This is a genomic window from Bacillus sp. B1-WWTP-T-0.5-Post-4 (genome assembly GCF_009183795.1).
GTDB classification, from domain to species: domain Bacteria; phylum Bacillota; class Bacilli; order Bacillales; family Bacillaceae_G; genus Bacillus_A; species Bacillus_A cereus.
The window spans coordinates 418196-435888 of the sequence record NZ_WEIJ01000002.1 but is presented as its reverse complement, the minus strand read 5'-3'; the positions used below and the strand labels follow the sequence as shown (position 1 = coordinate 435888).

Sequence of the window (17693 nt, the reverse complement as noted above, 5' to 3'; positions counted from 1 at the left end):
TTTTCCTTTTTCGAAAGGAAAATTTTTTTTCGTGAATTTCTATGTATTGCAACAGGGGAAAGCAAATGCATACATATGCGTAGCAGTTGCTATTATTTTTTTATAGAAAAACTTTTTGGTTGGAGGCTAAGGATGTTTACTGAGAAGAGATTACCATTTGAAGTAGGAAAACAAGATAATTTTTATGATAAGTTGAATGAGTGGATTGGAGATGTGTTTTACGACATCCTTCCGGAAAAAGGCTTTGAAGAGCGTGATGAACAAATTTTTATGGCGTTTCAGTTAGAACGCGCTTTCCAAGAAAAGAAAGTTATGTTCGCAGAAGCTGGTGTAGGAACAGGGAAAACAATTGTATATCTTCTATATGCAATTTGTTACGCGCGTTATACTGGGAAACCAGCTATTATTGCTTGTGCAGATGAAACGTTAATTGAGCAGCTTGTGAAAGAAGAAGGGGACATCGCTAAGTTATCTGAAGCATTAGGGCTATCTGTTGATGTAAGGCTTGCAAAATCAATGGATAATTATTTATGCTTACGTAAACTTGAAGATGTTATGAGTGGACGAGCTCCAGAAGTAATTGAAGACGTATATTATGAGTTACCACAGTTTGTATTCGATCATGGTACGATGCAAAACTTTACTCACTATGGTGACAGAAAAGAATTTCCACTTTTAAATGACGAAGAATGGTCAAAAGTAAATTGGGATTACTTCCAAGATTGTTTTACTTGTGATTCTCGTCATCGTTGTGGACAAACTCTTTCTCGTGAACATTATCGTAAAGCAGCAGATTTAATTATTTGTTCTCAAGATTTCTATATGGATCATATTTGGACGTACGATGCTCGTAAGCGTGAAGGGCAAATTCCGTTATTACCAGAAAGTAGCTGCGTTGTATTCGATGAAGGACATCTTGTAGAATATGCAGCTCAAAAAGCTTTAACATACCGTTTAAAGCAAACAATGATGGAGCAACTTTTAACGAGATTGCTACAAAACGATATTCGTGAGGAGTTTGCACATTTAGTAGAAGAAACAATTTGGCAAACAGAGCGATTCTTTGATGTGTTACAAGAAAACAAAAAAGAAATTGCCGGTTCTGATCGTTTAGAAATTACTGTGACAGAAAAAGTAACAGCTGAAGCGAAACGACTTTATGCAAAAATCGGTGAAGTTGGAGATGCATTAGTATTCGAAAGTGAAATGCATACAGTAAACACGTATGATTTAAATATTGTTGATGAGCATTTAGATGTATTAGAACATTCACTTCGTCTGTTCATGCACGAGAAAAATGTAATCACTTGGGGTGAAGAAGGTGATGGTGCCTTCACATTAGTGATTATGCCGCGTGCAGTTGAAGAAGTATTACAAGAGAAAGTGTTCTCGAAGAAAATACCGTATATTTTCTCTTCTGCGACATTATCGAACAATGATTCATTCGCGTTTACAGCTAATAGCCTAGGGGTAAAAGATTACTTATCATTCTCAGTTGCTTCACCGTTTGATTACGAAGAGCAAATGGCAGTAAACTTACTATCGCATACGAAAGAAAATGAATGGGAAAGAAAGTGTCAATATACACTTGAAAATATACAAAAAACAAATGGACGTACGCTTGTATTATTCCGTACAACGCAAGAGCTTGCAGCGTTCAAAGAGTATGTAAGTAAGGAGCAAATGTCGGTTCCGTTCTTATATGAAGGAGATCAGGAAATTAGCCAGCTCGTTTCTCGTTTCCAAAATGAAGAAGAGACTGTACTTTGTGCGGTTCATTTATGGGAAGGTTTAGATATTCCTGGTTCATCATTATCACACGTTATTATTTGGTCATTACCATTCCCTCCAAACGATCCTGTGTTTGAAGCGAAACGTAAGCACGTAAATGATCCATTCTGGGATGTAGATGTACCATATATGATTTTACGACTTCGTCAAGGAATTGGGCGTTTAATTCGTACAAGTGAAGATAAAGGTGCTATATCAATCTTCTTATCTGATTCAGAAGATGAGAAAGTAGTTGCAGCTGTGAAAAATGTACTGCCGGTAGAAGGTAAAGAATTATAAGGAGAAAGCTTGGCGCTTGCCAAGCTTTTTTTCTATTATAAAAGGAATTTATGTTTCCGTGTCGAATTAAGTTTGAGGTAGAAAAAGGAGGCTTTTATAAGATGACAGTTGCTACATATGAGGTAGAAAAACAATTTTTAACATACGTGAAGAAGATACAGAATTACGGAGAAGCATTAAGTTTAATGTTTTGGGATTTAAGAACAGGTGCACCAAAAAAAGGTGTAGATCAGCGTTCAGAAGTAATTGGTATGCTTTCGTCAGAAGTGTTTGCTATGTCGACTTCAGATGAGATGGGAAACTATTTAACAGAACTTGAAGCTTTAATACGTGAAGATAAACTTTCTGAAACGACAAAGAAAATGGTTGAAGAGTGTCGGAAAGAATATGATAGAAATAAAAAAATTCCACAAGCTGAATATGAGGCTTATGTGAAATTAGAAGCGAAAGCAGAGAGTGTGTGGGAAGAAGCTCGCGAAAAATCTGATTTCGAAATGTTCCGCCCGTACTTAGAAAAAATTGTTGAATTTAAAAAGAAATTTATTACATATTGGGGTTATGAAACATATAAATACAATACATTATTAGACATGTATGAGCCAGGTATTACAGTAGAAGTTTTAGATCACGTATTTGGTCAACTTCGTGAGCGTATCGTGCCGCTTGTAAAAGAAATCTCTGAGTCTAAAAAAGGATTAAAAACAAGTGCTTTATCGGAACAGTTTTCAAAAGAAAAACAAAAGAACTTTACATTAGAACTATTAAAGCAATTGAATTATGACTTTGAAGCAGGTCGTCTTGATGAAACAGTACATCCTTTCGAAATTACATTAAATAGAGGGGATGTTCGTATTACGACACGCTATGATGAAAAAGATTTCCGTATGGCTGTATTTGGAACAATTCATGAATGTGGTCATGCAGTATATGAACAAAACATTGCAGAACAATTTGAAGGTACACCACTTTGCAGTGGTACATCTATGGGTATTCACGAATCACAATCATTATTCTTTGAGAACTTTATCGGCCGTAATAAATCATTCTGGAAGAAAAATTATGATTTATTAAAAGAGTATAGCGATGGTCAATTTGATGATATGTCAGTCGATGAATTTTATGATGCAATTAACGAATCGAAGCCGTCATTCATTCGTATAGAAGCAGATGAGCTTACATACCCGCTTCATGTTATGGTGCGTTATGAATTAGAGAAAGAATTATTTGATGGTACATTACAAGTGAAGGACTTACCAGCAGCTTGGAATGATAAGATGGAAGCATATTTAGGAATTCGTCCGGAAAATGATGCGCAAGGTGTATTGCAAGATGTTCACTGGGCTGGTGGCTCATTTGGATACTTCCCATCTTATGCACTTGGTTATATGTATGCAGCGCAATTTAAGCAAAGAATGTTAAAAGACATTCCGAACTTTGATGCATTATTAGAAGAAGGAAACGTAACACCAATTCGTGAATGGTTAACAGAAAACATTCACCAATACGGTAAAACGAAAAAGCCACTTGAAATTTTAGAAGATGTAACAGGTGAAGGCTTAAATGCAAACTACTTAGCCGATTATTTAGAAGCGAAATATAAAGAGATTTATGAGTTGTAAAAAAAGAGCTGCTTAATTGCAGCTCTTTTTTAAAGGGGGATGGGAGAATGGACTATACATATAAAGTAATGACGCAAGAAGAAGCAGAAGAAATTGCATACAACTGGCATTATGAAGGGAAATATTCCTTTTACGATATAGAGGCAGATGAAGAAGATTTAGCTGAATTTTTACATGATGAAAGTAGAGGGAATCATACATTTTCTGTGAAGGAAAATGGCACTCTCATTGGTTATTTTACTGTTTGTAAAATAAATGACGGAACGGTTGATATTGGTCTTGGAATGAGACCTAATATAACTGGGAACGGATTTGGTTTACAGTTCTTAAACGCTATACTAGCTTTTAGTAAAGAAAAATATGGATGCAAGTATATAACACTATCAGTAGCTATATTTAATGAGAGAGCGATTAAAGTGTATAAAAGGGCAGGGTTTGAAGTAGTTGGAACGTTTATACAGAAAACAAATGGTAGTTGTTTTGAGTTTTTGAAAATGAATTATATATGTAAAAATGATTAAAAAACAGAAGAATCTCCTTCTGTTTTTTTATGCAGAAATAAATCATACTTTTTGTAATTGGAAGTTTTGAAATTTTGGAAGAGGATGTGTATGATTGAAGTTTAATAGTAAATAGCAAGTTTAGTAAGGAGAGACAGCATGAGTATAATTAAAACGAAAAATGAAATAGAGTTAATGCATGAATCTGGAAAATTACTTGCTTCATGTCATAGAGAAATTGCGAAGATGATGAAACCAGGTATTACTACAAAAGAAATTAATACGTTTGTTGAAGCATATTTAGAACAGCATGGTGCAACGTCTGAGCAGAAAGGGTACAACGGATATCCATATGCGATATGTGCATCTGTAAACGATGAAATGTGTCATGCGTTTCCGGCCGATGTCCCTTTAACTGAGGGTGATATTGTAACAATTGACACGGTAGTAAACTTAAATGGGGGTCTTTCAGATTCTGCTTGGACGTATAGAGTTGGAAAAGTTTCTGATGAAGCAGAAAAGTTGTTGTTAGTAGCTGAGAATGCTTTGTATAAAGGAATTGACCAGGCGATAATCGATAACCATGTAGGAGATATTGGCTATGCAATTGAAAGTTATGTAACAAATGAAGGTTTTTCTGTTGCAAGAGACTTTACGGGACATGGAATCGGTAAAGAGATTCATGAAGAACCAGCAATTTTTCATTTTGGGAAACAAGGACAAGGACCTCAGTTACAAGAAGGAATGGTAATTACAATTGAACCGATTGTAAATATAGGTATGCGATATTCTAAAGTAGATTTAAATGGGTGGACTGCACGAACGATGGACAGGAATTTATCAGCTCAATATGAGCATACAATTGCGATTACAAAAGATGGGCCAATCATTTTAACGAAGTTGTAATTGGAAATGAAAGAGTTTGCAAAACTCGAACAAAAATAGTAGTTTTTAAAAATTTGTACGTGTTTTTTCGATAAATGCTTTTCAAAGCATAAAAAGTACGTTATAATCCTTCTATAAAATAAATAGTTAGCTACACTCATATAATCGCGGGGATATGGCCTGCAAGTTTCTACCGAAGTACCGTAAATACTTTGACTATGAGTGAGGACGAATATAATTGCTTGTTTAGCATTCTTTTTTTGCGAAACTCCAAAAGCGCGTCTCTCACTTGTAACGAGTGGTGGCGGCTTTTGGAGTTTTTTTATTGCATAAGAGGGGGAACAAACATGAAAGTATTACAAGAAAAGATTTTGAACGAAGGAAAGGTTTTATCTGGTGACGTATTAAAGGTAGATGCTTTTTTAAATCATCAAATTGATCCAGTACTTATGCAAGAAATCGGAAAAGAATTTGCTAAACGTTTTAAAGAAGAGAACATTACAAAAATCGTGACGATTGAATCTTCAGGCATTGCACCAGCAGTTATGGCTGCATTAGAGCTTGGTGTAAAAGTAATTTTTGCACGAAAACGTAAATCGTTAACGTTACAAGATAATATGTACGTTGCAAACGTATATTCATTTACAAAACAAGAAACAAATGAAATTTCATTATCTCGAAATCATATCGATGAAAATGATCGTGTATTAATCATCGATGACTTTTTAGCAAACGGTCAGGCTGCTTTAGGTTTAATGAGTTTAGTAGAGCAAGCTGGAGCGAGTATTGCAGGAATTGGAATTGTTATTGAAAAAGCATTTCAAGATGGAGGAAAGAAGCTTCGTGAACAAGGCGTTCGTGTTGAATCACTAGCAGAAATTGCATCACTTGATAACGGCACAGTTACATTTGTACAGCAAGAAACTGCGGAGGTGAAATAAACGATGAAGCAGCATCCATTTAAAATTGCATCGCTTGGTATGCAGCATATGCTTGCAATGTATGCTGGAGCAATTATCGTTCCGCTTATTGTGGGCGGTGGACTTGGTTTAAATCAAAAAGAGTTAACATATTTAGTCTCAATTGATTTATTAATGTGCGGCGTTGCGACAATTTTACAAGCATTATCAAATCGCTTTTTCGGTATAGGACTTCCCGTTGTACTTGGTTGTACATTTACAGCCGTTGGACCGATGATTGCGATTGGAAAACAATACGGTGTGTCTTCAATTTATGGAGCAATTATTGCTGCTGGGTTATTCGTTGTTATTTTTGCGAAATTATTTGGAAAACTTGTAAAACTGTTTCCACCTGTTGTAACAGGATCTGTTGTTACTGTAATTGGAGTTACACTTGTTCCAGCAGCAATTAATGATATGGCTGGAGGAGTAGGAAGTAAGGATTTCGGTAGTCTTGAAAATTTAGCATTAGCATTTGGTGTGTTATTATTTATCATCATTATGTATCGTTTCTTTGATGGATTTATTCGTTCAATCTCTATTTTACTAGGTCTATTGTTCGGTACTATCGTTGCAGCGTTTATGGGGAAAGTAAGTTTGCAAGCGGTTGGAGAGGCGGATTGGTTCCACGGTATTCAACCATTTTACTTTGGTACACCAACATTTGAATTAACACCAATTATTACGATGATTCTCGTTGCTTGTGTAGGGATTGTAGAAGCAACGGGTGTATACTTTGCATTATCTGATATTTGCAATAAAAAAATCGGTGAAAAAGAATTAACAAAAGGCTATCGCGCAGAAGGATTAGCGATGGTGTTAGGTGGCATTTTCAACGCGTTCCCATATACAACATACTCTCAAAACGTAGGACTTGTTCAATTAACTGGAGTAAGAAATCGCGTTATTATTTATACTTGCGGTGGTATGTTAATCGCACTTGGTTTCATTCCTAAAATCGCAGCTATTACAACAATTATTCCGAAATCAGTACTGGGCGGTGCGATGTTAGCGATGTTCGGTATGGTTATGGCATATGGTATTAAAATGTTAAGTAGCGTTGACTTCGGAAGACAAGAAAACTTATTAATCGTTGCATGTTCTGTCGGAATTGGGCTTGGCGTAACAGTCGTTCCTACATTATTTTCACAACTTCCAGAAAACATTCGTATTTTAACAGATAACGGAATTGTACTTGGAAGTGCGTCAGCAGTACTTTTAAATATCGTATTTAATATGGTGCCGCAGCGTAAAGTGAAAGTAGAAGAAGAGCCAGTATCTATGCAAAATGCAGTAAGAGAAGCGTAAAAAAGCAAGGTCTCGTTATGAGACCTTGCTTTTCTTTTTAAGTGGCATCATTTTCCCGTAAGTACCAAGACGCCAAATGTACTCAAGTGGCCCGTATTGGTAATGTGAAAGCCACCAGCGGCTAATAAAGATTTGTAACGTGTAGAAACTAATGCAGAATATTGGTCCAACCCATAATGGAGCAGGATAATAATTTTTAAGTAATAGACCAAATACAAGTAATGTAACAATTGTATGCGAGATGTAATTTGTTAATGCCATTCGTCCAACGTATTGGAATGGACGTAATAACGTTTGCCATTTTTCTTTTTGTAATAAACGCATTAGAGTGAAAATGTAGAATATGAATAACGTTTTTCCGCTAAACATTGTAAAGACCTGCATATAAATTGGTTCATAAAATGGTTTTGATAAGAAGTAACGGACCATGAAGAACCACATTGGTAATGTTAAAAGGAACATAATAATTTGCCATTTTTTAAGTTTTGGATCTAACTCTTTCGTGCGGCGGAAAATATCCTTTTTGCCGGCGTATAAACCAAGTAAAAATAGCCCAACTGTTTCTGGAAGCATAAGTAAATTTAATCCAATTCCATCAGCGTAAAATGCATGGAAACGATTTTGTATTTGTGACAGCCAGTCTTCTAATGGCATGATAGGTAAGGAAAAACCTAGCTCTTCCTTTGGTACCAATGCAACCGTAATACCAGCCATTAGCATAATGAATTGAAAAATACTCAATAAAACGATAGCCCATATTAAAATAGTACGAGGTTCTCTCTTATAAAATAAAAATAAGAAAAATCCAGCAATCGCATAAGTATGTAAAATGTCTCCGTCCCATAAAAGAACGTAATGTAAGAAACCGAATAATAATAAAATAAATAAGCGGCGAACAAATAAAATTTTTGGATGATCTGTTTTCGCTTCAGCACGACTCATAAAAATATAAAAACCTAATCCGAATAAAAACGAAAAAATTGTATAAAATTTCGTTTGAATAAACATATCGTAAAATAGGCGAATGTAGCTGTCTATCCCTTCGTAAATTCCTGAAAGATCACGTGAGTCAACCCCGGCGATAACAGGCCAATTCACAAGAAAAATACCTAGTACAGCTATTCCTCTAATAACATCAATGGAGTGTATCCTCTCGCCTTGTGTGAGATTTTGTGTCATTTTTTTCCTCCTTGTTAAGTAATTCCCTTTTATTATACAAAATGTAAGGTGGAGGGGATAGGGGATATTTCCATTTTTTTAAACTGTTAAGTTATGTAGGATGAGATATAATAAGAGTGCACAACAAGTTTTAACCTTTTTCAAAACAGGCAGTAAAGCTCCTTCTTATAAGGAGCTTTCTTTATGAAAAGTGTTGATAATGATTCTCTTTAATGATAAACTGTATTCAAAAGTGATAATCATTATCAAAAAAGGTTGGTGCGTAAGTATGGTATATGCATTAGTAGCAGGTACAGTCGCTGTATATGCAGTTATTGCGAAGTATGTTTTAAATGGAGTAGGAACAGCAAAATGAGTGATATGACATAAAATCCCTTTCATTTGTAAAAAGAATGAAAGGGATTTTTTATTTTTAATGAGAATATGCTGAAAATTTAGTATGATAGTAAAGTGAAACTGTAATCAATGGGTAGGTGTAACTCTCACTGGTTATGAACTCGCAAATAGCGGGGAAAAGTATATACATCTTGGATAAAGGGGAACAAGGGGATGACAAACATAGTACAGACAAACGGTATGAAAAAACTTGTTTGTTTTTATGAAGAGTGGCAAAAACACGGCGATGCAGAGAATAGTTTAAAGTTGTTTGAGGTAATTCAAAAATATAAACAAGAACAGCTTATGATAGCGTTCTGCGGTCACTTCTCTGCAGGGAAATCAACGATGATGAATCATCTATATAAAGCGCAGTTGTTACCGACAAGTCCAATTCCGACAAGCGCTAACGTTGTCAAAATTGAAAAAGGAATGGATCGTGTTGTTGTAACGGTTAAATCTGGAGAGCAGTACGAATATGACGGTGCATATTCAGCAGAAGAATTAAAACAAATTTGTAAAGACGGCGATGAAGTAATTGGTGTTCATATTTATCGAAACGACGCGCCAATTCCTGAAGGGGTTATGTTAGTTGATACACCAGGGATTGATTCAACAGATGATGCCCATCAATTAGCGACAGAGTCGACACTTCATCTGGCAGATGTCATTTTTTATATGATGGATTATAATCACGTCCAATCGGAAGTGAATTTACAATTTGTTAAAGAATTGAAACAACGTAATAAAACGGTTTATCTCGTTGTAAATCAAATAGATAAACATAAAGAAAATGAATTATCGTTTGAGAATTATAAAGATAGTGTAAAACAATCATTCTCTAACTGGGATATTGAAGTAGATGGTGTTTATTATACGTCATTACGAATGATGAACCATCCACATAATGAAATTAGAAGCTTAGAAGCGTTAATTACTTCTATTATGAAAGAAAAAGAGCAGTATGTAAGGACTGGAATGGAGCGAGAAACAGAATATTTAATGGGGGAACATTTCTCGTTTATTTTTTCTGAAAATGAAAAAGCTCTTTTGAAATATGAGGAAGAGTTAGCATCACCACTTTCTATTTCAGAGGTAGTTGAAAAGAAGGAAGAGTTAACGGAAGCGAAAAATCGTGAGGCAAGTAAAGAATCTCATGTGAGAAACGAATTTATAAAAGGTTTACAAGCTATATTAGATAACGCTTATTTAATGCCATTTGAAATGAGAGAATTGGCAAATGCATATTTAGAAACGAAATTAACAAAATTCAAGGTCGGTTTGCTATTTTCGAAAGGAAAGACGGAGCAAGAAAAACAAAGACGTGTAGAGGTGTTTTATTCTGCCCTTCAAAAAATTGTTGAAACGCAGCTTGATTTTCATGTGAAGGAATTTATTGTAGCCTTCTTAAAAGAAGAAGGATTGTTCACGGAGGAAGTTGGGAAAGACATATATGGGTTAGAAATTGCTTTCGGACCAGAAATGTTGGCCGAAGTAATTAAACAAGGTGCAGGTTTCACAGGTGATTACTTACTTCTTTATACAGCGGATGTAGCGAATGAACTGAAGAAACGTTATTTTATAAAAGCACAGCAAATTTTTGATAAAAGTGCGGTCGTTTTAAAGCAAAAGGTAAGGGAAGCAGTTGCTCGTATTGAAGAAGAGATTGAAACATATACGATGTTGCAAACGGCGAAAGAAACACAATTACAATACAGTAACAATTTGGAGGCATATGAAGACCATTTACGAAATGTTTGGCACGATCATGTTGCTACGCCTGAAGGGTTGCAAATAGATGAGATATTGCAAAGGGAAAAGCAAATTGTTAGTGAGAAATTTACACTACAAGAGCAGGAAATCGTAAACAATAACGTAGCGGTTCATGAAGAAGAGCTGAAAGGAACGGCGGCTTTAAATATTCAGCGGATATTAGAGAAAGTGAAAAAAGCTGAAACGATATTAGAGCCATTGCCTGCGCTGAAACATGTACAGCAAGAGGTAATAGAGAAAAGAAGACGTGTGGAAACAAAACAATTTACAGTAGCGTTATTCGGGGCATTTAGTGCTGGAAAATCATCATTTGCCAATGCCTTACTCGGTGAGAAAGTACTTCCTGTATCACCAAACCCGACGACGGCAACGATTAATCAAATTTTGCCGGTTACAGAGAAAAAACCACACGGAACAGTAATTGTTCAGTTTAAATCAAAGCAAGCGTTATTAGAAGATATGAAAGCTGTTTATAAGCTGTTTCATTATGAGATTGCTACGTTAGATGAAGCGTTAGCACAAATTGATAAAATTATGAAATATCCTTCACCAACTGGGAAGCAAAAAACAACATTTAGCTTTTTACGAGCGGTACAAAAAGGGTATGATGCAGTTTCTACTTATTTAGGAGAACAAGTACAAGTTACATTAGAAGAGTTCTCTGATTATGTAGCGAATGAAGAGAAATCATGCTTCGTTGAGTATATGGAACTTTATTATGATTGTGCTTTAACAAGGCAGGGAGTAGCGCTTGTAGACACACCTGGAGCGGATTCTATTAATGCTCGCCATACGGATGTTGCATTCCAGTATATTAAAAACGCAGATGCTATTTTATTTGTAACATATTATAACCATGTATTCTCTCGTGCTGACCGTGAATTTTTAATTCAGCTTGGTCGTGTAAAGGATACTTTTGCCCTTGATAAAATGTTCTTCTTAATTAATGCGGCGGATTTAGCAGAGTCTGAAGAAGAACTTGAAATGGTAAAAGGTTATATCGCAGATCAGCTGCTGCAATACGGTATTAGAAATCCGCGTTTATTTGCAATTTCAAGTTTATGTGCGCTTGAAGAGAAACAAGGAAAGAATGTTGAAAAAGAGAAGTATGGTATTTTACAAAACTCTGGGATTACGAAGTTTGAGGAATCATTTACGTCCTTTATGATGAGAGATTTAATGCTTGTTTCTGTGCATGCTCTATATGGTGCTTTGCAAGGGGCAGATCAGCTTTTAGTAAACATGATAAAGGGTGCAAAACAGGGGAATGAAGAGAAAGAGAAGCAAACGAAAAAATATGAAGCAGAGCGTGATCAACTACTTCATATCATTTCATCATATAGTGTACTTGCTGAAGAACAGGCGATGCAAAATGAAGTGAAAGAGTTGCTTTATTACGTGCAACAGCGTCTATTCCTACGCTATAACGATGTGTTTACTGAATTTATTAATCCGGCGTCACTTCGAACGGACGGAAATGTGAAAACACAATTGCAACAGTGTGTTATGGATTTAGTAGCATTTATTCAGCATGATTTATTGCAAGAAATGCGTGCGACATCATTACGCCTTGAAAAATGGATAGACGAAGCGATGAAGCGTGCAAAGGACGAAATTGTAGTGAACTGTAAAGTAGAAAATGAATCAATTTCTATGAATGGAACAGTGGAGTATGAATATAAAGATATTACACATAAAGAACCGTTCCCTTCAGTTGAAATAAAAGATTTCAAAAAAGCACTGGCACATTTTAAAAATGAGAAAAGCTTTTTTGAAAAGAATGACAAAGCTTTTATGCAAGAAGACGCTAAATCTGTATTAGAACCGTTCGTATCAAACTATGTAGCTGATGAAAAAGATTTATTTGTTCATCATTATAAGCAAGAGTGGGATATGAAGTGGAACTTATTCCAAAAAGTGATGCAGCAAGATGTGATGAACTATTATGAAAGTATATTGTTTGCATTGGCTGAAACGATTGATGTATCTCTATATGAACAAAGTAAAGAACAATTGCAAAAGCAGTTAGTAGAGATTGAAAAAGAAATTTATGTTATATAGTCGTTAGGAGAAAAAGATTCGTTCAATTTTCTTTTGCAGTACAGTATCTAAAGATTTTACAAATCCAGCAAATTCATCGGTAGAAATCATATGAGTAAGAACGAGTCGTCTGCCATCTGGTGTTTCACCGCATAAGACGAATGAAGAAAATTCATATGTTTTGTTTTCAACTACTAATTTTGGATAGGAATACGTGTCGCTTTTCTTCTTCTTTCCATCAATAGAGATGACGTTGCATTTTTTCTCATTGTTGTCCATGGTGAATCCCTCCTTTCTATTACTTATGGTAGACAAGGAGGGTTTAGAACAATAGAGAAGGGGGAATTTTTTATGTCTGTTGTAATAGAACGTATTCCAAAAGAGGCTATACCGAAGTCTTTATTGCTACTTGCTGATCCAAGTGAACGGCAAATAGCTACATATGTACAAAGAGGATTAACATACGTAGCTAAGCAGGGGGGGAGCGTTATCGGTGTATATGTTCTTTTGGAAACAAGGCCAAAGACGATGGAAATCATGAATATTGCGGTTGCAGAGCATTTACAAGGAAAAGGGATTGGGAAGAAGCTATTAAGGCATGCTGTAGAAACTGCTAAAGGATATGGTATGTCAAAACTTGAAGTTGGTACAGGCAATTCTAGTGTTTCACAACTTGCTTTATATCAAAAATGTGGATTTCGTATTTTTTCTATTGATTTTGATTACTTTTCGAAGCATTATGAAGAAGAGATTATTGAAAATGGGATTGTATGTCGTGATATGATCCGGCTTGCAATGGAATTGAATAAAAACGTATAACTATTTAGGGGGAAGAGAAGATGGAAGTACATAAAGCAATTACAGCACATTCTCGTAAACAAAATGAAAGTGTAAAAGCATGTTTACAATTAGATGCACAGCGTGAAGCAGCTATTGAAGCTGCCGTATCTCTTGCGTCAAATGGGAAAGAATTTTCGGTTGATGTCATTAATGTTGTAACGAAGCAAATTAATGATCTTGCAAAAAATGGTATTACCTTGCAGCGTAAATATGTTACAGAAGAAATGGTTATGGAGTATGTAAGTCGTTTGAAAGAGAAAGAAGGTCGTTAAAGATGATAGTTACAGTCGAATGGTTACGTGAGCATATAGAAGATGAGAATGTCCGTATAATCGATTGTCGTTTTGATTTAGCGAATCCTAATTGGGGTAGAGAAAAGTATGAAGAAGGACATATTCCTCATGCGTTATATTTTGATTTGAATTTAGATTTATCAAGTCCTATAGCAGAACATGGTGGCCGCCATCCTTTACCAAATATTGAGGAGTTTGCAGACAAGCTTTCGGAGGCTGGTATTGATGAACATACGACAGTAATTGCGTATGACAGTCAAGCCGGTGCAAATGCTGCTCGTTTATGGTGGTTATGTAACTATGTAGGACATGAGAAAGTATATATATTAGATGGTGGTTTCCCGGCTTGGAAAGAGAATGGACTACCGACAACAACGGAAATTCCTGTTGTTATACGAAAAACATTCAAAGATAACATACAAGATCATATGCTTGTAACGATGGAAACGGTCAGAGAGAATATCCGTGCAGGTGCGGATGTTACATTAATTGATTCTAGAGAGCCAAAGCGTTATGCTGGTGTCGAGGAACTTGTCGATCATAAAGCAGGTCATATTCCGACAGCGGTAAACCATTTTTGGAAGGATGGAATGTTGCAATCAGGACAATTTAAGAATGGAGCTGGGCAACAAGAACGCTTCCAAAATCTTTCGAAAGATAAGGAAACAATTGTATATTGTGGTTCTGGTGTTACAGCGTGCCCAAATATCGTTGCATTAAAATTAGCTGGATTCCAAAATGTAAAATTGTATGCAGGTAGCTGGAGTGATTGGATTTCTTATCCAGAAAATCAAATTGCAAAAGAAGAAGATTAATCACTTGCATGCAAAAATAATTTGTATTAAAATAAGGTCACAAGCAAGAGATTGCTCGAAAAACTTTGTATTTTACACATTAGAAACAATGTGATAATATAACGACAAGTAAATAATACATCCTGCGGTGTGCGTAACTTATTTATGTCTAAAACCGATGTTAGTTATACGGAAGCTCAATATTTAGCGACCATCATCAAGCCTTCTTTGTGGAGGAAGATGTACGGTAACTGTGAGGGCATCCACCTGCGAGTAGCGGGTTTTTGGACATTTACGAGGAGCGGCACGTGCGGGGGTCTTATTTCAACTAACCTTATATAAAATTCCTACGGTGTACGTAGCTTATGCATGTCTTAAACCAATAAGTTTAATATGGAAGTTCAATATTTAAATGTAGCTAACATGCCATCTTTTTAAGAAGGAAGTTACAAACATTTGTGAGAGCATCCACCTGTGAGAGCAGGTTTATGGACATCTAGAGAGAACGGCATATGTGGGGCTATATAAAAACCTTACGTTTTATACGTAAGGTTTTTTTGTTGCATAGATATATCAATATTATCTTGATTCACCTGTGAAGTTTCCGTAATAAATGTAGCACTTTCTGTCTTCATCAATCTCTCTTGAATCTAAGGAGAACTCCATAGACATGCCGTCTCGCTGAATATATATAATATCTGAATGAAGAGATGGTAAAATTTCTTCATAGTTCCATACATCTTGACTATCTACTATGTTTGAACTCGTTTCACTTAGTTCTCTAATTTCAAAACCGATGTAGGAGTATGTAGGGTCTGAAGGGTCATTTGTGAAAACTTCTTTTTGAATATAAATAACTGCTGTTCCGTCTGGATCAACCGAAGTTGCAGTAACAACATAAGTATTTTTCTCTTTAATAAAATATTCACAAGTCATGCGTGCGATAATTTCAGAATTAGAAATATTGGCGTAGTTCCATAAAGCAGGATACCCTTTCGTTTCATCATTAAGTCGATATTCTAAGCGCATTTAATCCCTCTTCTTCCTTTTTCTTCTACTTTATCATGCCATCCTATATAATAGGAATAGAATTTAAAAAGGGGAGTGCGAAGGTGACAAAAACGAAATGGCTAGTAGGTGGTGTCGTAACGTCTTTAATGACTGGCACTTTATTTGGTTGCGCACAAGATCTTCCCCCAAAACCGAATGATAATAGTTGTTCTGATTGGGATTGGGATGATGAACTTGGGGTATGGCAGTGTGATGATAGTAGTTCAGGTTATCGTGGGCATTACTTCTATGGTGGACGATACTATCAAAATAAATCCACTTTTAAAAATTCATCGGCGTTTAAATCGTATCAATCGTCTGCTGAATTTAAAGGTGGAATTGGAAGCGGTTCAAAGGGAGGATTTGGGGGCTAAAATATGTCGCAATACATAAGGGATAGAAAAGAATTTTATTTAAAATATCCGAATTTTTGGTCGGATTTATATGAATGTGAGTATAGTTTGTTTCATGTTTTTTCTATAACAAATCAGACTTTGGAACAAGTACACTTAGCGACTGAACGAATGGGTAAAATATTTTTTAAGACTGCTAGACTTTTGCGAAATTTAAGTGACGAACAGCTTCTTGAGCTTGGTTTTCCTCCTGCGAGCTTATCATTCATTAGAATGAAAGGGCTTTATCCTGAATCTGTAATTTCGCGATTTGATTTTGCCGTAACAGAGGATAACCAAATCAAAATGCTTGAGTTTAATAGTGATACACCAACTTTTATTATGGAATGCTTTCAAATGAATGGGAAAGTATGTGGAAATCTAGGCTATGATGATCCAAACTCGGATCAAGAACGATTGCTATCTTCTGGTGTAACGAAAGCAGTAATGGAAGCGACAAAGGGATTAGATAATCCAAATGTTGTTTTTACAGCACATCATGAACATATCGAGGATTGGAATACCACTATGTATTTAAGTCAGCTATGCCATGTTGAAAATAAAGTAGTGCCAATGTCAGAACTTAGAATTACAAAGGATGCTCTAGTCGATAAAGATGGGGCGAAGATTGATGTTTTATATCGCCAAACATATCCGATAGAAGATTTAATTGAGGATCAAGATCCTGAAACAGGAGATTTGGTAGGTGTGGAATTGTTACAACTTGTAAAAGCCGGAAAGCTTTTTATAATAAATCCTTTGTCAGCATTTTTACTTCAGCCAAAATCAATTCAGTGTCTTATTTGGGGGTTAGCAGAAGAAGAGGCCTTTTATACAAATGAGGAACAACAGTGGATTAAAGAATATATGTTACCTACATATTTAGAACCAGATTTATTTTTAGGAAAAGGTTCTTTCGTTCAAAAACCTTCATTTGGGAGAGAAGGAGATACAATTACGATTCGCGATAAAGACGAAAATATTATGCTTCAAAATGCACACCAAACATATAAAGCGTCACTGCCGATATTTCAAAAGTATATCGAACTGCCAGTCGTATCCTTGGAAACAGAAAAAGGGATCGAGAAACTGTCATATGTGTTTGGTTCGTTTTTAATTGCTGGAAAAGCGAGTAGTATCGGTATTCGTGCGGGAGAAAAGATTACAGGAAATGAATCGTACTATTTACCGGTAGGTATAAAAAGGAGGGGAAAAAATGATTAATTTTTTATTATATTTAGTAGTAACACTCGGCCTTTTATGTATAGGTCTGTTCTTGATGGAAGTGACAACGAAAGTAAAGGAATTTAAGTTAATGGCCCAAGGAAATAAGGCGGTAAGCTATGTGCTTGGAGGACGATTACTTGGGTTAGCTGTTGTTTTATATTCGACAGCAGCTAATTCAATTTCACTTCTTGATATGATTTCGTGGGGAGCAGTTGGGATTTTGGCTCAAATTATCGTCTTTTATTTAGCTGAGTGGCTTACACCACGCTTTAATATAAACAAAAGTCTCGAAGAAGATAATCAAGCAGTCGGTCTTTTTCTTATGTTTTTATCAATTTCAATTGGGATTGTAATTGCTGGTTGTATAACTTATTAAAAACTTTACGTTT

Annotated in this window: 17 protein-coding genes, 2 other RNA genes and 1 riboswitch; of the genes, 16 read left to right on the top strand and 3 right to left on the bottom strand. The window is 35.7% G+C overall.

The genetic code is table 11. The annotated features are described in order from the left end of the window. Positions 1-132: 132 nt before the first annotated feature. The 6 genes from GBN91_RS07810 (at position 133) to pbuX (ending at position 7341) form a co-directional block, all read left to right on the top strand. Positions 133-2070, top strand: coding sequence for an ATP-dependent DNA helicase (locus GBN91_RS07810; protein WP_000493700.1), 1938 nt, complete (start codon positions 133-135; stop codon positions 2068-2070). Between the two features lie 101 nt (positions 2071-2171). Further along, positions 2172-3689: a carboxypeptidase gene (gene ypwA, locus GBN91_RS07805; RefSeq protein ID WP_000215074.1), complete on the top strand. Its 1518-nt coding sequence runs from the start codon at positions 2172-2174 to the stop codon at positions 3687-3689. 47 nt (positions 3690-3736) lie between these two features. Further along, a complete protein-coding gene (locus tag GBN91_RS07800; RefSeq protein ID WP_000386765.1) occupies positions 3737-4210 on the top strand; it encodes a GNAT family N-acetyltransferase in 474 nt (157 codons plus the stop codon). Positions 4211-4348: 138 nt separating this feature from the next. Continuing rightward, on the top strand, positions 4349-5095 hold the full coding sequence (locus GBN91_RS07795) for a type I methionyl aminopeptidase (RefSeq protein WP_152121375.1): 747 nt from the start codon (positions 4349-4351) through the stop codon (positions 5093-5095). 116 nt (positions 5096-5211) lie between these two features. After that, positions 5212-5313: riboswitch (purine riboswitch) on the top strand. Between the two features lie 108 nt (positions 5314-5421). Next, complete coding sequence (locus tag GBN91_RS07785; protein WP_000866483.1) at positions 5422-6015, top strand: xanthine phosphoribosyltransferase; 594 nt, start codon at positions 5422-5424, stop codon at positions 6013-6015. 3 nt (positions 6016-6018) lie between these two features. Further along, positions 6019-7341 carry a xanthine permease PbuX gene (pbuX, locus tag GBN91_RS07780; protein ID WP_000809212.1) on the top strand — a complete coding sequence of 441 codons (1323 nt, stop codon included), beginning with the start codon at positions 6019-6021 and terminating at the stop codon, positions 7339-7341. 15 nt (positions 7342-7356) lie between these two features. Here the strand turns inward: pbuX and GBN91_RS07775 are convergent, their stop codons facing one another. Further along, positions 7357-8520, bottom strand: a complete 1164-nt coding sequence (locus GBN91_RS07775; RefSeq protein WP_000193194.1) for a DUF418 domain-containing protein — start codon at positions 8518-8520, stop codon at positions 7357-7359. Positions 8521-8752: 232 nt separating this feature from the next. Between GBN91_RS07775 and GBN91_RS29435 the strand changes: the two genes are divergently transcribed. Beyond that, the gene (locus GBN91_RS29435) at positions 8753-8875 is read left to right on the top strand and encodes a hypothetical protein (RefSeq protein ID WP_257148772.1); all 123 of its coding nucleotides are present in this window, start codon (positions 8753-8755) and stop codon (positions 8873-8875) included. A gap of 194 nt (positions 8876-9069) precedes the next feature. After that, positions 9070-12729, top strand: a complete 3660-nt coding sequence (locus tag GBN91_RS07770) for a dynamin family protein (RefSeq protein WP_000182134.1) — start codon at positions 9070-9072, stop codon at positions 12727-12729. 3 nt (positions 12730-12732) lie between these two features. Here the strand turns inward: GBN91_RS07770 and GBN91_RS07765 are convergent, their stop codons facing one another. Then, complete coding sequence (locus GBN91_RS07765; protein ID WP_000369740.1) at positions 12733-12987, bottom strand: DUF3931 domain-containing protein; 255 nt, start codon at positions 12985-12987, stop codon at positions 12733-12735. Positions 12988-13059: 72 nt separating this feature from the next. Between GBN91_RS07765 and GBN91_RS07760 the strand changes: the two genes are divergently transcribed. From GBN91_RS07760 to ssrS (GBN91_RS07740), 5 genes are all read left to right on the top strand, one after another. Next, the gene (locus GBN91_RS07760; protein WP_000117689.1) at positions 13060-13527 is read left to right on the top strand and encodes a GNAT family N-acetyltransferase; all 468 of its coding nucleotides are present in this window, start codon (positions 13060-13062) and stop codon (positions 13525-13527) included. A 20-nt stretch (positions 13528-13547) separates the two neighbouring features. Then, positions 13548-13820 carry a YpbS family protein gene (locus GBN91_RS07755; RefSeq protein ID WP_000451814.1) on the top strand — a complete coding sequence of 91 codons (273 nt, stop codon included), beginning with the start codon at positions 13548-13550 and terminating at the stop codon, positions 13818-13820. A gap of 2 nt (positions 13821-13822) precedes the next feature. Continuing rightward, positions 13823-14656 (top strand): sulfurtransferase, encoded by an 834-nt coding sequence (locus GBN91_RS07750; RefSeq protein ID WP_152121374.1) that lies wholly within the window; start codon positions 13823-13825, stop codon positions 14654-14656. 116 nt (positions 14657-14772) lie between these two features. Next, positions 14773-14955, top strand: a non-coding RNA gene (gene ssrS / locus GBN91_RS07745) — 6S RNA. 21 nt (positions 14956-14976) lie between these two features. After that, positions 14977-15160: non-coding RNA, 6S RNA (ssrS, locus tag GBN91_RS07740), on the top strand. 54 nt (positions 15161-15214) lie between these two features. Here the strand turns inward: ssrS (GBN91_RS07740) and GBN91_RS07735 are convergent. Then, complete coding sequence (locus GBN91_RS07735) at positions 15215-15664, bottom strand: hypothetical protein (protein ID WP_001235526.1); 450 nt, start codon at positions 15662-15664, stop codon at positions 15215-15217. A gap of 83 nt (positions 15665-15747) precedes the next feature. On the opposite strand from GBN91_RS07735, the gene GBN91_RS07730 reads away from it, so the two are divergent. From GBN91_RS07730 to GBN91_RS07720, 3 genes are read left to right on the top strand one after another with little or no spacing between them, the layout of a single operon-like run. Beyond that, positions 15748-16059: a hypothetical protein gene (locus GBN91_RS07730; protein ID WP_000169030.1), complete on the top strand. Its 312-nt coding sequence runs from the start codon at positions 15748-15750 to the stop codon at positions 16057-16059. Positions 16060-16062: 3 nt separating this feature from the next. Continuing rightward, positions 16063-17301, top strand: coding sequence for a glutathionylspermidine synthase family protein (locus GBN91_RS07725; RefSeq protein WP_000084947.1), 1239 nt, complete (start codon positions 16063-16065; stop codon positions 17299-17301). Next, a complete protein-coding gene (locus GBN91_RS07720) occupies positions 17294-17680 on the top strand; it encodes a DUF350 domain-containing protein (protein WP_000606868.1) in 387 nt (128 codons plus the stop codon). Before GBN91_RS07725 ends, GBN91_RS07720 begins: the two co-directional genes overlap by 8 nt. The last annotated feature ends 13 nt before the right edge of the window (positions 17681-17693 follow it).